A 14,075-nucleotide genomic window follows, 5' to 3' on the forward strand; every position below is an offset into this window, starting at 1 on the left:
GATGCCCGCTAGAACAGATCTGATGGCGTTGATGCGCGGCGCCGAGCCGGTGGTGGAGGAGGCGGCTGCAGCGCTCGTCGCGATGCAGCGCGCGCCGCTTGCGACCGCGCGTAAGGAGCTACGTGACATCGTCACCGATGCCGACCTTGCCGCGGAAAGGATCGTGATCGATGGACTGAGGGCGCTGACGCCAGGGGCGGCGATCCTGTCGGAGGAACGGGGTTTTAGCGGCAACGTAAGCGGACCGCGTTGGATCATCGACCCGCTCGACGGCACCGTGAATTACGCCTCCGGGCTGCCGTGGTATTCGGTCAGCGCCGCCTATCATGCTGGCGGCGAGGCGCTGGTCGGCCTGGTGCAATCGCCTCTCGCCGACGTCCGCGCCCGCTACGTGCAGGGCGCGCTCGCCACCGTGAACGGCGCGCCGGTGCGGGTGTCGAGCACGCGGTCGCTTTCCGATGCGGTAATATCGGTGATCCTGACCTCGCATTATCGACCCGACGAGGTGCGGATGGCCGCGGCCATCGTCGAACGGCTCGGCTCGGCGGTACGCGGCGTCCGCATCGTGGTTTCCGGCGCGCTCGAAATGACATGGATCGCGGCCGGCCGGCTCGACGCTTTCGTTTCGATCAAGGCCGATCTCGTCTCGCACGCCGCGGCGATGCCGCTGGTGCGCGCAGCGGGCGGGCGCGTGACCACGATTGCGGGCGCCGATTCGCAGTTTGACGATTTGCAAAAGATCGCCTCAAATGGTCACATCCATGACGAGCTTTTGCGGTTGCTCGAGGAGATTGCGCTTTGAGTGACCAAACCATCCTGCGGGTCGCCTGGCTCTATTACATGGAGAACCTGACCCAGGCCGAGATCGGCGAGCGTCTGGGACTGACGCGCGCGCGGGTCAACCGCATGCTCTCGGAGGCGCGGCACAGCGGCGTCGTCAGCATCCGGCTGAACTCGGCGTTCGCAAGCTGCACCGAGCTCGAACATCAGCTGCGGCAACAATGCGGGCTCGACGACGCGGTGGTGATCCCGAGTCCGGAAAACCCCGAATTGGTGGCAAGCCTGATCGGAATGGCGGCGGGGGCCTACCTGACGAAATTCCTGGAAGAGAAGAAACCGCGCACCATCGGCATCGGCTGGGGCGCGACCTTGCGCGAAACCATCCGGCACGTGACGCCCGCGGAATATCCGGATCTCTGGATCGTCTCGATGATGGGCGGGCTCTCGCGCGGACTCGAACTCAATACGTTCGAAATTGCAGGTGAACTTGCGCGCCGGCTGCATGCCAAATGCAGCTATCTGGCTGCCCCGATCTATGCCAGCAGCCGGCGCTCGCGTGACACCTTCATGGCGCAGGAGGTGTACGCGGAGGTATTGGAACGCGTCGAGCGGATCGATCTTGCCCTGCTCAGCCTGGGCGATCTCTCGCCGCGTTCACTCTTGGTGCGGCACGGGCTGCCCCCCGATGTCGGTATCGAGGATCTGCGCGCCGCCGGCGCCGTCGGTGACGTACTCGGCCAATATCTCGAGCAGTCCGGCCGGCAGATCAACCACGGCATCAATTCGCGCGCCATCGCCTTGCCGATCGAGAAGCTGGCGCGGGCGCCGGCCGTAATGTTGATCGCGGGCGGAACGAACAAGGTGCCGGTTATCGCCGCGGCGCTGCAGGGGCGGATAGGCAAGGTACTGGTGACGGATGAGAAGGCCGCGGCCGGCGCGCTCAAGCTGATCGGCAAGCGGCGGTGAGCTTGTTTCTCGGGCTCGACATCGGGACCTCCGCCGTCAAGGCGATCGTCGTGGACGCCGAGGACCGCGAGCAGGCGAGCGCCGAGGCGCCGCTCTCGATCGACCGTCCGCAACCGCTGTGGTCGGAGCAGCATCCCGACGCGTGGTGGACGGCGGCGGCCGCCGTGCTCGACCACCTCGCGGCCGAGCATCCGAGATTGATGTCCGGCGTCGTGGCGCTCGGCCTGTCGGGCCAAATGCTTGGTGTCGCCTTGATCGATGCGGCCGGCCGGCCGATCCGGCCCGCGCCGTTGTGGAACGACGGGCGGTCAGCCGCCGAATGCGCTGAACTCGAGGCGACGGTAGCGGGTTTCGCCGATCTGGCCGGTGCGCGGCCAATGCCTGGCTTTTCCGCGCCAAAGATCCTCTGGCTGTCGCGCCACGAGCCCGACGCGATCCGGCGCACGCGCCATATTCTGCTGACCAAGGATTATGTACGCCTGTGTCTCACGGGCGATGCGGTATCCGACCGTGCGGACGCTTCCGCGACGCTGTTAATGGATACGCGCGCCGGCGCGTGGTCGCCGCGGCTTGCCGATGCGTGCGGTATCAGCATCGACGTGCTTCCGGCACTGGTCGAGAGCGGCGCGATTGGCGGCACGCTGCGGCCGGAGCTGGCACAGCGCTTTGGCCTGCAGCCACATCTCCCGGTCGCAGGCGGCGCGGGCGATAACATGGCGGGCGCGGTCGGCGCCGGTGTGGTCCGGGCTGGCGATGCCTTCATCAGCCTCGGCACGTCAGGTGTTTATTTTGTCGCCAACGATCGCTTCGTGCCGGCCCATGGCCAGGGCATGCACACCCACCGGCACGCCGTGCCGGGTCTGTTCGGCCAGCACGGATGCGTGTTGAGCGCTGCAAGTGCGCTGACGTGGATCGCCGGCATCCTCGGCGTCACGTCAATCGAGCGTTTTCTGGCCGAGATCGAAGCCGAAAGTTTTTCGCCGGCCGAGATACCGGTGTTCTCGCCCTATCTTGGCGGCGAGCGAACCCCGCATGACGATCCACTTGCCAGCGCAACGTTGTCAAACCTGCGCGCCGCAGCGGGTCCGCTCCACATCGGTCGCGCGGTGCTGGAAGGCGTCGCTTTTGCGATCGCCGACTGTCACGACGCACTGACGGCAGCGGGCGCGCCCATTGATACGATCGCGCTGATCGGGGGCGGAGCGCGCAGCCGTTTCTGGGGACGGATCATCGCGACCGTGATCGACCGCCCCTTGCTGTTGCCGCCGCTTGCGCCGCTCGGGCCAGCGCTCGGCGCCGCGCGGCTGGCGCGTCAGGCCAGCGGCTTGGCCTTGACCGGCGACGGCGACCGCGGCGCCGTGGCCACGCTGGAGCCGGACGCCGCATCTCGCGCCGGCCTGCAGGAGCGGCGTGCGATCTATCGACAGCATTATGCAAAATTGCCGGGTTCCTGCGCCTTTGGCGAAACCGCAGAACATTTGTAATTGTTAAAAGACATATGTATATTACGGCAACGCTGCTGGTGGCGGCGCCGGAAAACACGTTAGGGATCAAGGCCTGAACATGCGCGCAGCGGTTCTCCATGACATTCGCGACATCCGCGTCACTGACATCCCGGTACCGACGCCGGCGGCGGACGAGGTGATCGTGCGGGTCAAGGCCGTCGGCGTGTGCGGCAGCGATTTGCATTCCTATCTCGAGGGCGGCACCACCGGCCCGACCCGGATCAATCCGTTCGTGCTCGGCCATGAGTTCTCCGGCACGCTGACACCCGAGACCGCGCGACGGGCAGGGTTGCCGGCGGATGCGCTGATGGCGATAGACCCGTCGATTTCCTGCGGCCGCTGCGAATGGTGCCACCGCGGCCACACCAATCTGTGCCCGAACGTGCGCTTCCTCGGTTACGCGCCGAACAACGGCGCCATGGCCGAGTTCATCTGCGTTCCGATTTCCGCCGTGCATATCGTGCCTGACAGCATCGATCCGGCCGCCGCCGCGATCCTGGAGACGCTCGGGGTTGCGATCCACGCCATGGACCTGGCGCGCCCGCGACTCATGGAAACGGTCGCGGTGCTCGGTTGCGGACCGGTCGGATTGCTGCTGGTCCAATTGGCGCGGTTGGCGGGCGCCGGCAAGATCGTCGCGATAGATCCGGTCGAAGCGCGCACGGCGCTGGCTTGCGACCTCGGCGCCGACGTTGCGTGCAGCAGCCAGGAAGAGGTCGCGGCCGCGACCGAAGGCCGTGGCGCTGACCTCGTGATCGAAGCGACCGACTCCTCGCACGGTTTCGAACACGCCGCGCGCAGCGCCCGCATCGGCGGCCGCCTCGTCATCGTCGGCATTCCCGAGAACAATCAATACGTCCTCAGCGGCGCCGAATCGCGCCGCAAGGGCCTGTCGATCAAATTCTCGCGCCGTATGCCGGAAGTTTATCCGCGCACGATCGCGCTGACCCAGAGTGGCCGCGTCAAGCTTTCTCCGCTGGCCACGCATCGTTTTTCGCTCGACCAGGCGCCGGCCGCGTTCGAGCAGCAGGTTGCGCGCCGCGACGGAATCATCAAGGCGATCATTTATCCCTAGGTGACGTCTTTTGCGTGCGCCGCCGCTTCCGCGCCATTCGCAGGGGGATCGGTTCGGCGCAGCGTCGTCACCCAGATGACGCGCGCTACCTGCTGCGTCGGATTGTCGAACATGTGTGGCACGATGCTCGGGAAGCGGAAACTATCTCCCGCCTCCAGGACATGAGCCTCGTGGTCGAGCCACAGACGCAGACTGCCCGACAGGATGTAGCCCGCCTTTTCACCGGTGTGCTGGAAGAAGTCGGTGCCTGACGAGCCGCCAGGGTTGAGCGTGAGTTCATAGAGTTCGAGTTCACCCTTTTCGGCAGGGGTAAGCGCTTCCTTGACGACGCCGCTGGCGGTCAGCCGAAGCAGCCGCCGGTCATTCTTCCGCACGATGTAGCGCTGGGGTTCGGCTGCGTCACTCGCGCCGAAGAAATAGGAGATCGGCACGTCGAGGGCGATGCTGAGGAGACGCAACGTGCGCACGGACGGCATGGCGAGCGCGCGTTCGAGTTGGCTGATCATGCCGGTGGACAGGCCGGTACGTTTGGCGACGTCCTGGATCGAGAGGCCTGCGCGCTGGCGCAGAAGCCGCACGGTCTCGCCAAGACGCCGCTGGTCGACCGCGTCATCGCTTTCGATCGTTTGGGCGTTCTTTGGAACGCTCACGCGGCCACCCATGTCGCTCTCCCGTGCATCGTCGCTTAGCCCAACCGTTCCGAACCCATCACCAAGCGGCGATCAGTTTCATTGAACAATGGGATCATACCATCAATAGGATTGACTCGTTTATTTAGCTATGATGAAATTTGGATACAAATAATTAGACCTACTAAAGCTCAGCTAACCTCTGCGTTGCCGGGTTTTCGAGATCGGGCGCGGGGAAGCGGCGCCGCGCGCGAAAACGGAGACGGTCATGGCGGACGAAACCGGTAAATTCGACATTCCCGCATTGGGCAACGCGGCCTTCGGCGTACCGAACCGCCGCCAGTTCATGCTGCTCGGCGCGAGCGCTGCGGCGGGATTGAGCGCTCCGACTTTGGCATTTGCCCAGACTGAACGTCCCGGCAATCCGCCCGACAAGCCGCGCGGGCAGGTGATCGCGGCCCTGTCGCAGGAGCCGACGGTCTTTCATCCCCTCATGCCCGGTATCGAGGTCGATCAGGGCGTTTGGTGGCAAATATTCTCGCCGCTGTGGTTTATCGATTCTGACGGCAACTTCGTTCCTGACCTGGCCCGCGAAGTCCCCACCATCGCGAACGGCGGGCTGTCGGCCGACGGGCTGATCTGGAAGATCAAGCTGCGCAGCAATGCCAAGTGGCATGATGGCACGGCGTTTACGGCCGAGGACGTCAAGTTCTCCCTTGAACTGATCAACAAGACCGATTTTCGCGCCCGCAACCGCGTCGGCCATAACCTGGTCAAGGACATCAAAGTCGTTGCGCCCGACGAAGTTCACTGGCGCATGGAGGCGCCGTATTCGCCCTATATGTCGATCCTGTCGCTGACCTACATGGTGCCCAAGCACATCCTGGAGAAGGTCCCGGATCCCAACAGCTCGCCGTTTCACAATGCGCCGGTCGGGACCGGGCCGTTCCGCTGGGGCGAGCGCGTGCCCGGCGACCACATTCTGTTGCACGCCCATACCGGATACCACGGCAAGGGGCCTTACCTGGAGCGCGTCGTCTTCAAATACATCCCGGACCTGACCGTCCTGTACACCCAGTTCCGAACCGGCCAGGTCGATTACACGGGCTTGCAGGGAATCCTGCCGAACTTTGTGCAAGAGGCGAAAACGCTGCGTGGCCGCAAGATTTTCGTGTCATCGACGGCCTCGGTGGAGCATGTCGCGCCGAACCTGGAATTCGGACCATTCACCGACCGAACGGTGCGTGAGGCGCTTTATCTTGCGATCAACAAGAAGGCGATCATCGACGCGCTCAATTACGGTCTGCCGACGCAGACCGAGAGCTTCGTGCCGCAACAGGCCTGGTCGTTCCAGCAGGGCCTGGCGCAGCACAGCTACGATCCGGCGAAGGCAAATGCGCTGCTCGATGCGGCGGGATGGGTCCGCGGCGCCGGCGGCATCCGCGAGAAGGGCGGCGCAAAACTCGAATTCACCAATTCGACCACGTCCGGCAACGCCGTGCGCGAGCAAACGCAGCAGCTGCTGATACAGGATTGGCGCGCGATCGGCGCTGCGATGCGCGTCAACAACATGCCGGCTGCGGTAATTTGGGGCGAGTTCTGGCAGCAGTCGAAGTTCAATTCGGTGCTGGTGTCCGTGAACTTCATGCTGGGCAGCGATCCGGACGTGACGCCACGCTTCGGCTCGGGGGCTATTCCCGCCAAAGGCGGACGCGGCTTCAACACCTATCAATACCAGAGCGCGGAGGCCGACCGGCTGCTCGCCGAGGGCGCCAAGCAGTTCGATCTGGCGCAACGCAAAGCGATCTACGGCGACCTTCAAAAACTCGTTCGCAACGACCTCGCCATGCTGCCGCTGTTCCAGGGCACCATTACCGAAGGCGTCAAGGACGGATTGCGAGGTTTCCGGCACAACATCAACGCCTCGTCCAACTGCTGGAACATCCGCGAATGGTACTGGACCTGACGCGTCCGATCAGGGGGATTGCCTGAAATGGCCCGTTACGTCGCCAATCGCCTGATGCAGGCGATCATGCTGCTGGTGATCGTCTCGGCGCTCGGCTTTGCGATTCTCCATCTGGCGCCCGGCGGTCCGCTCTCGCAATTCGCCGCCTCGGCGCAAATGACGCAGGAGGACCTCGATCGCGTCACCAAACAGCTCGGCCTCGATCGTCCGCTTCCGATCCAGTATCTCGACTGGTTCGGCCGCATGCTCAGAGGCGACTGGGGTCGCTCCTATCGGGACGGTGAGGCGGTGCTGTCCGTCATCGGCTCGCATCTCGGCGCCACGCTCGAACTGATGACGACCGCGACAATCATCGCGGTTCTGCTCGGCTGCTGGATCGGCGTGCTTGGCGCCGTGCGCCGCTATTCATTGTTCGATTCGCTGGCAACTGTCGGCGCCATGATCGCGCTCTCGATTCCGACGTTCTGGTTCGGGCTGGTCACGATCTATCTGTTCTCGGTGAACCTCGGCTGGCTGCCGTCCGGCAACCGCCAGACGATCGGGGACGGCTCATTTCTCGATCTTCTGCATCATCTGATCGCACCAGCGATCGTGCTGGCACTTGTCGAGACCGCGATCTGGGGACGCTTCATGCGCTCCTCCATGCTCGAGGTCATCAACCAGGATTACATCCGCACGGCGCGTGCGAAAGGGATGCCGGAGTGGCGCATCCTGACGGTGCATGCCTTGCGCAACGCCCTGCTGCCGATGATCACGGTTGCGGGCCTGCAGTTTCCAACGTTGCTCGGCGGCGCGCTGGTCACCGAGACCGTGTTCACCTGGCCCGGCATGGGCCGGTTGTTTCTCGATTCCATCGGCTATCGCGATTATCCGGTCGTGATGGGCATCCTGATGTTTTCGGCCGTGATGGTGCTGATAGGCTCGCTCCTCGCCGATATCCTTTATGCCGTCGTCGATCCTCGGATCCGGGTGGGATAGGCGATGAGCACCGCAGCCTTGCAGACCGTTCAACTTGCTCCCGGTCAAGCCGCCTGGCAGCGCTTCCGCCGGCATCGATTGGCTTTGGCCGGTGCCGTGACCATCGTCATCCTCGTTCTCGGTTCGGCGTTCGGCCCTTATCTGTTGCCGTTCGACGACACCTTTATCGACATCATGCAGCGGTTCGCTCCGCCGTTGTCGGGAGCGCACATCCTTGGCACCGACGAACTCGGCCGCGACGTGCTGGCGCGGTTGATGATGGGAGGGCGGGTGTCACTCTCGATCGGCATCGTCGCCATGGCCATCGCGATGGCGGTCGGCATCCTGGTCGGCGCGTTCGCGGGCTTTTACGGCGGCATCCTCGGCGCGGTGCTGATGCGGATCGTCGATGCCGTGCTGTGCTTCCCGGCGATCTTTCTCCTGCTGGCGCTGGCGGCGCTCACCGAGCCGGGCCTGATGACCACCACCTTGCTGATCGCGGCCACGGCGTGGATGAGCGTCGCCCGCGTCGTGGAAGCGCAGGTCCGCTCGCTTCGCGAACGCGAGTTCGCGATCGCCGCCGTCGCGTTCGGTTCGTCCAACCTGCGGATCATGTTCCGTGAACTGGTGCCGAATGCGATGGCGCCAATCGTGGTTGCAGCCACCCTCAACGTCGCCAAGGCGATCCTGCTCGAATCCTATGTCAGCTACCTCGGCTTCGGCATCCAGCCGCCGGCCGCGAGCTGGGGCAACATGCTCAACAATGCCCAGATCTATATGACGAGTGCGCCCTGGCTGGCGATTGTGCCGGGCATTGCCATCACGCTGGCCGTGACCAGCTTCAACTTCCTCGGCGACGGACTGCGCGACGCGCTCGATCCGCGCATGAACATCCCATGAAGCGCCAATTAGAGCGTTTTCCAGCGAAGTGGACACCGGTTCGCGTGAAGAAAACGCGTCAAAACAAAAGCCTGGAGCCCCGTTCCGATACAATCGGAACGGAAAAGGCTCTAGCTTCGATCAACCTTATTGCCAGGAGAGTCTGATGTCCCCGCCACTCAGCCGCATCACAAGCGATGAGCGCTTGCCGGCGCAAGCCGATGTTGTCGTGATCGGCGGCGGCGTGATCGGCGTTTCGGCGGCCTATCATCTGGCGAAGAAAGGACACTCCGTCGCGCTGGTCGAGAAGGGCCATGTCGGCGCGGAGCAGTCGAGCCGCAACTGGGGCTGGTGCCGCCAGCAGGGCCGCGCGCGCGCCGAGATTCCGCTGGCCCGCGAGGCGCTGCGGCTGTGGGAGGACATGCAGAACGACGCCGGCGTCGATGCCGGCTTTCGGCGAACCGGCGTCTTGTTCCTGACCAAGAACCCTGCGGAGTTGGCCGCGTGGGAGAGGTGGGCGGCGATCGCGCGCGAACAGCAGGTTCATTCGTCGGTTCTGTCGCCGGCCGAGGTCGCCGAGCGCATGCCCGGCAATGCCGATACCTGGGTCGGCGGTTTGCACACGCCGAGCGATGGGCGCGCCGAGCCTTCGATGGCCGTGCCGGCGCTCGCGGCCGCCGCTCGCAAGCATGGCGTCACCATTCATCAAGGCTGCGCCGCGCGCGGGCTCGAAACCCAGGGCGGACAAGTGAGCGCGGTCGTCACGGAGCAGGGAACCATTCGCACGCAGTCCGTGCTGCTGGCGGGAGGGGCGTGGTCATCGCTGTTCTGCCGCCGCCACGGCATCGATCTCCCGATCGGCCTCGTCAACGCCACCGCATGCCGGACCACGCCGGCGCCGGAAATCACGATGGGTGCGCTCGGTACCGACTTCTATTGCATTCGCCGCCGCCTCGATGGCGGCTTCACGCTCGCGCTGCGCAACCGTGGCACGGTAGAATTGTCGCCGGATCTGTTTCGCTATGCGCGGACCTTCTGGCCGACCTACAAGCATCGCCGCAAGGGGTTGAAACTGTCGTTCGGAAAGTCGTTCTTCGATCAGATCATGCGAGGCACGAACTGGAGCCTCGACAAGCCTTCGCCGTTCGAGACCGAGCGCGTGCGCGATCCCGCGCCTGATATGTCGCTGGTCAGTTCGGCGCTAGCGTCGCTGATCAAGTCAAATCCTGATTTGAAGGGCATCGAAATCGCGGAGGCCTGGGGAGGCACCATCGATTGCACGCCCGACACCATTCCGGTGATTTCTTCCGTCGACACCCTGCCGGGCTTTTTCCTCGCCACGGGCTTCAGCGGTCATGGGTTCGGCATCGGGCCGGCGGCCGGCAAGCTCGCCGCAGATATCGTGACGGGCGATACGCCGCTGGTGGATCCTGCGGCGTACAGCCATTTGCGCCTCATCGACGGCCGGCCGCTTGCGCCGGTCACCCTGTTCTAGCCGTGTCGGATCGGGCTCTCGCATGACCTTCCTCTACAAGGCGAACGCGACGCGCGGTATGGAATGGGCTCGCCATTTTGCGGCGCGCGCCCCGGAGCTACCGTTCCGGCTTTGGCCCGATGTCGGCGATCCGGCGCAGGTGCGCTATCTGGCGGTGTGGACGCCGCCGGAAAACATCGCCGCGACCTTCCGTAATGTCGAACTCGTCTTCTCGGTCGGAGCAGGGGTCGATCAATTCGATTTCTCGCAGCTCCCGCCCCATGTTCCGCTCATCCGGATGCTGGAGCCCGGCATTGCGGAGAGCATGGTTGAATATGTCTCGATGGCCGTGCTCGCGCTGCATCGTGACCTCTTACACTTCATCGCTCAGCAGCGCCAGCAGACCTGGCGCGAGATCCGGATCACGCCCGCCGCGAAGCGGCGCGTTGGCGTGATGGGCCTCGGCTTGCTCGGTCAGGCGGTGCTTGAACGGCTCAAATCATTCTGCTTTCCGCTTGCCGGCTGGAACCGTTCCCGACGCACCATAGAGGGTGTTACTTGCCATGCGGGCCGGGAGACATTGCCGGACTTCCTCGCGCAGACCGACATCCTGGTCTGCCTGCTGCCGCTGACCGATGAAACCCGCGGTATTCTGAACTTAAATCTGTTCGAGGCACTGCCGCGCGGTGCCCGACTCGTCAACGTCGGGCGGGGCGGGCATCTGGTCGAGGCAGACCTCATCGAGGCACTGGAGCGCGGCCTGTTGTCAGCCGCCGTTCTCGACGTCGCCGAACAGGAGCCGCTGCCAGCGGGTCATCCGTTCTGGAGCCATCCACAAATTCTCCTCACGCCACACATCGCAAGCATGACGACGCCGGAAACGGCGGTTGAATTCGTACTCGAAACCATCGCTCGCCACCGCCGCGGAGAAGCCTTGCCGGGGCGTGTCGATCGCGCACGCGGCTACTGAAACCGTGCTTTGAAAGCTTCAGCATGAGTATTGGCCCAAGCGGACTTGACCATCTCGCCACCGGCGCGAAGCCGATCCAGGCAGCGAGTTCGCTCGGAGATGCACCGACCCCGGTGCTGTCGATCGCGGGTCTGACAACTTCGTTCATCCGCGAGGGGCAATGGATTCCCGTCGTCCGCAACGTGTCGTTCGACGTTGCCGCGAAAGAGACGGTGGCGATCGTGGGCGAGTCGGGCTCGGGCAAGAGCGTCACCGCTCTCTCCATCATGCGGCTCATTCCGCAAGAGAGCGGCCGCATCCAGGGCAGCATCAAGCTCGCGGGCCGCGATCTGCTGACGCTACCCGAACCGACCATGCAGGATGTACGCGGCAACGAAGTTGCCATGATCTTCCAGGAACCGATGACCAGCCTTAATCCGGTGCTGACGATCGGCTTCCAGATCGCCGAGGCGCTGGTCTACCACCGCGGCATGTCGCGCGCGGCGGCCGAGGCCGAGACCGTACGTCTGCTCGAGCGAGTCCGCATCCCGGCGGCGAAGGCGCGTTTCCACGAGCATCCGCATCGCTTCTCCGGCGGCATGCGCCAGCGCGTGATGATCGCCATGGCGCTGGCCTGCAGGCCGAAGCTGCTCATCGCCGACGAGCCGACGACCGCGCTCGACGTCACCATCCAGGCGCAGATTCTGGAACTCCTCAAGGTTCTGCAGGAAGAAGAGGATATGTCGATCCTCTTCATCACGCACGACATGGGAGTGGTCGCCGAGATCGCGGACCGCACCGTAGTGATGTATGACGGGCAGGCGGTCGAGGCCGACAGCACCGCACGGATCTTCGCTGCTCCCTCGCATCCCTATACCCGGGCGCTTCTCTCTGCCGTGCCGCGTCTCGGCTCCATGGAAGGGCGGGCGCGGCCGATGCGATTTCCGATCGTCGACAAGGTGACGGGAACGTCGGATGAACCGATAGAGACGCCCGATACGGTCGCCACATCAGAACGACCGGTGCTCGACGTCGCTAACCTGACCACGCGGTTTGCGATCCGTTCCGGCCTGTTCGGCAAGGTCTCGGGCCGCGTCCATGCGGTGGAGAACATATCCTTTTGCGTGCATGCTGGAGAAACGCTGGCGCTCGTCGGTGAGTCCGGCTGCGGCAAGTCGACGACGGGCCGGTCCATCCTCAAGCTCGTCGAACCGGACAGCGGCTCCGTGCGGGTCGACGGCGAGGATGTCCTCGGCATGGGCGCCTCGGCCCTGCGCGCGCTCCGCAAGCGCATGCAGATCGTGTTCCAGGATCCGTTCGCGAGCCTCAATCCGCGCATGTCGGTCGGCACAGCGGTCGCCGCGCCGCTCCATGCCCATGGACTGGCTTCCTCGTCGCAAGCGCGCGACAAGGTTGCCGATCTGCTGGTTCGCGTCGGACTGACGGCTGATATGGCGTCGCGCTTTCCGCACGAGTTCTCGGGCGGTCAACGCCAGCGCATCTGTATCGCCCGCGCGCTTGCACTCGGGCCCAAGCTGATCATCGCCGACGAGGCCGTCTCGGCGCTCGACGTCTCGGTCAAGGCACAGGTGGTGAATCTGATGCTCGACCTCCAGGCGAGCATGGGCCTTGCCTATCTCTTCATCTCCCATGACATCGCGGTCGTCGAGCGGATGAGCCACCGCGTCGCGGTGATGTATCTCGGCGAAATTGTCGAGATCGGTCCTCGCGCGGCCGTGTTCGGCAATCCGCAGCATCCCTATACGAGAAAGCTGATGGCGGCCGTACCGATCCCGGATCCTGCGCGCCGCAACGAGAAACGCGGCGTGTCGAACGACGAAATCATGAGTCCGGTGCGCGCCCCGGACTATTTGCCGCCGGTCCGCCAGTACCGCGAGGCCTCACCGGGCCACCTTGTGCAGGTTTGGGGCGAAGAATGGACGGCGTGATCGCTCCCAACAAAAAATATGGAAAACAACCCCATGCAAAGAAAGGAACCCTATGTAAACAAAGGGGTTCGCTGGCGTGGAGATTGGCCCGCGAAAACATTTTGACACGTCGGGCAAATCAGGGTCACTAATCCATCATCGCGCCACTGGTAAAACGCCCGTGGCCCAGCTCGGCAACGGCCTCCTCGGCGCAATTGCGGGCAAAAAGTTCTTGAAGCAATTGAAGTTGTACGGGCTCGCGCGGCGAATGATCGCTGGCGCGTTGCCGAACCGCGTGCTTGCCATCGGCGTGCTCAGGGAAATGTCGACGTGAATTGTGAGAATTTCCTGAGTTGATGTCCTACAACATTACTACCTAAAGAAGCGTGGCTCGATCAACGCGGATCCTGTGGCGAGTTGCCGCAGCCGTGCCCGAGTGGACAACGATAGATACAATCGTGACGAGCAGGAAATTCGTGTAGTTGTAATTCCCCAATCTGTCCGTGTGGCACGTATGTCGAACCAGGAAATGTCCTTCGTCGAGCGCCTCATCATGCTGGCCGGCGATGTCCAAACGGAAAGCTGCGGCTCCCATGCCCTCCGGCCTGAACTGACACCCCAGTACAACCTGTGAAGCTTTTGACCCATACGCCAATGCGACCTGCCGAAATGCAACCTGTGCGTGCCATGCTTCCGTGACTGATGTTCGGGACAGAAGGGGAGGCCATTTTACCGCGCGATCTGCAATGCGCAGCGCGGTGATCTCTCGTCCGCTGTTCGCTGAGCGGCTGTCGATTTTGCTCGGGCGACCGATTGTCGAGGAGCCGTTCTTCGAACCCTTGGTTAATGCCGGAACCCAGGGATTGCAGGGCCTTCATTTCCGCGAGGCCTGTTACGTCGGTCCCCTTGCCGTGGCTCGAAAGGGTGCGCAGCGATGACGGCGCAAAGATTCTATCCGTTGCTTTTT

At 63.9% G+C, this 14,075-nt stretch carries 13 protein-coding genes; 12 read left to right on the forward strand and 1 reads right to left on the reverse strand.

Going from position 1 to position 14,075, the window contains the following annotated elements:
* The first annotated feature begins 1 nt into the window (after position 1).
* The 4 genes from ACSQ84_RS02600 (at position 2) to ACSQ84_RS02615 (ending at position 4,326) form a co-directional block, all read left to right on the forward strand.
* Complete coding sequence (locus ACSQ84_RS02600) at positions 2-802, forward strand: inositol monophosphatase family protein (RefSeq protein ID WP_436210080.1); 801 nt, start codon at positions 2-4, stop codon at positions 800-802.
* Complete coding sequence (locus tag ACSQ84_RS02605; RefSeq protein WP_436210081.1) at positions 799-1,746, forward strand: sugar-binding transcriptional regulator; 948 nt, start codon at positions 799-801, stop codon at positions 1,744-1,746. The genes ACSQ84_RS02600 and ACSQ84_RS02605 overlap by 4 nt, the downstream gene beginning before the upstream one ends.
* Complete coding sequence (gene xylB / locus ACSQ84_RS02610) at positions 1,743-3,230, forward strand: xylulokinase (RefSeq protein ID WP_436210082.1); 1,488 nt, start codon at positions 1,743-1,745, stop codon at positions 3,228-3,230. The genes ACSQ84_RS02605 and xylB overlap by 4 nt, the downstream gene beginning before the upstream one ends.
* A 79-nt stretch (positions 3,231-3,309) precedes the next feature.
* Positions 3,310-4,326: a zinc-dependent alcohol dehydrogenase gene (locus tag ACSQ84_RS02615; protein ID WP_436210083.1), complete on the forward strand. Its 1,017-nt coding sequence runs from the start codon at positions 3,310-3,312 to the stop codon at positions 4,324-4,326.
* On the opposite strand, the gene ACSQ84_RS02620 is transcribed toward ACSQ84_RS02615, so the two are convergent.
* Complete coding sequence (locus ACSQ84_RS02620) at positions 4,323-4,988, reverse strand: helix-turn-helix domain-containing protein (protein WP_436210084.1); 666 nt, start codon at positions 4,986-4,988, stop codon at positions 4,323-4,325. The genes ACSQ84_RS02615 and ACSQ84_RS02620 overlap by 4 nt on opposite strands.
* A 235-nt stretch (positions 4,989-5,223) precedes the next feature.
* Here ACSQ84_RS02620 and ACSQ84_RS02625 point away from each other — a divergent pair, with 235 nt between their 5' ends.
* The 8 genes from ACSQ84_RS02625 to ACSQ84_RS02660 all read left to right on the forward strand — a co-directional run bounded on the left by ACSQ84_RS02625 (position 5,224) and on the right by ACSQ84_RS02660 (position 14,046).
* Positions 5,224-6,921 (forward strand): peptide ABC transporter substrate-binding protein, encoded by a 1,698-nt coding sequence (locus ACSQ84_RS02625; protein WP_436210085.1) that lies wholly within the window; start codon positions 5,224-5,226, stop codon positions 6,919-6,921.
* Positions 6,922-6,948: 27 nt separating this feature from the next.
* Positions 6,949-7,899, forward strand: a complete 951-nt coding sequence (locus ACSQ84_RS02630; protein WP_436210086.1) for an ABC transporter permease — start codon at positions 6,949-6,951, stop codon at positions 7,897-7,899.
* A 3-nt stretch (positions 7,900-7,902) separates the two neighbouring features.
* Entirely contained in the window at positions 7,903-8,778 is an 876-nt protein-coding gene (locus ACSQ84_RS02635; RefSeq protein WP_436210087.1) for an ABC transporter permease, read from the forward strand.
* Between the two features lie 145 nt (positions 8,779-8,923).
* Entirely contained in the window at positions 8,924-10,252 is a 1,329-nt protein-coding gene (locus ACSQ84_RS02640) for an NAD(P)/FAD-dependent oxidoreductase (protein WP_436210088.1), read from the forward strand.
* A 22-nt stretch (positions 10,253-10,274) separates the two neighbouring features.
* The gene (locus ACSQ84_RS02645; protein WP_436210089.1) at positions 10,275-11,201 is read left to right on the forward strand and encodes a 2-hydroxyacid dehydrogenase; all 927 of its coding nucleotides are present in this window, start codon (positions 10,275-10,277) and stop codon (positions 11,199-11,201) included.
* Between the two features lie 23 nt (positions 11,202-11,224).
* Positions 11,225-13,129 carry an ABC transporter ATP-binding protein gene (locus ACSQ84_RS02650; RefSeq protein ID WP_436210090.1) on the forward strand — a complete coding sequence of 635 codons (1,905 nt, stop codon included), beginning with the start codon at positions 11,225-11,227 and terminating at the stop codon, positions 13,127-13,129.
* A 160-nt stretch (positions 13,130-13,289) separates the two neighbouring features.
* Complete coding sequence (locus ACSQ84_RS02655) at positions 13,290-13,442, forward strand: hypothetical protein (RefSeq protein WP_436210091.1); 153 nt, start codon at positions 13,290-13,292, stop codon at positions 13,440-13,442.
* 412 nt (positions 13,443-13,854) lie between these two features.
* Positions 13,855-14,046, forward strand: a complete 192-nt coding sequence (locus ACSQ84_RS02660) for a hypothetical protein (protein WP_436210092.1) — start codon at positions 13,855-13,857, stop codon at positions 14,044-14,046.
* The last annotated feature ends 29 nt before the right edge of the window (positions 14,047-14,075 follow it).

The sequence above is a fragment of the Bradyrhizobium sp. LjRoot220 genome (assembly GCF_964252915.1).
Classification (GTDB): domain Bacteria; phylum Pseudomonadota; class Alphaproteobacteria; order Rhizobiales; family Xanthobacteraceae; genus Bradyrhizobium.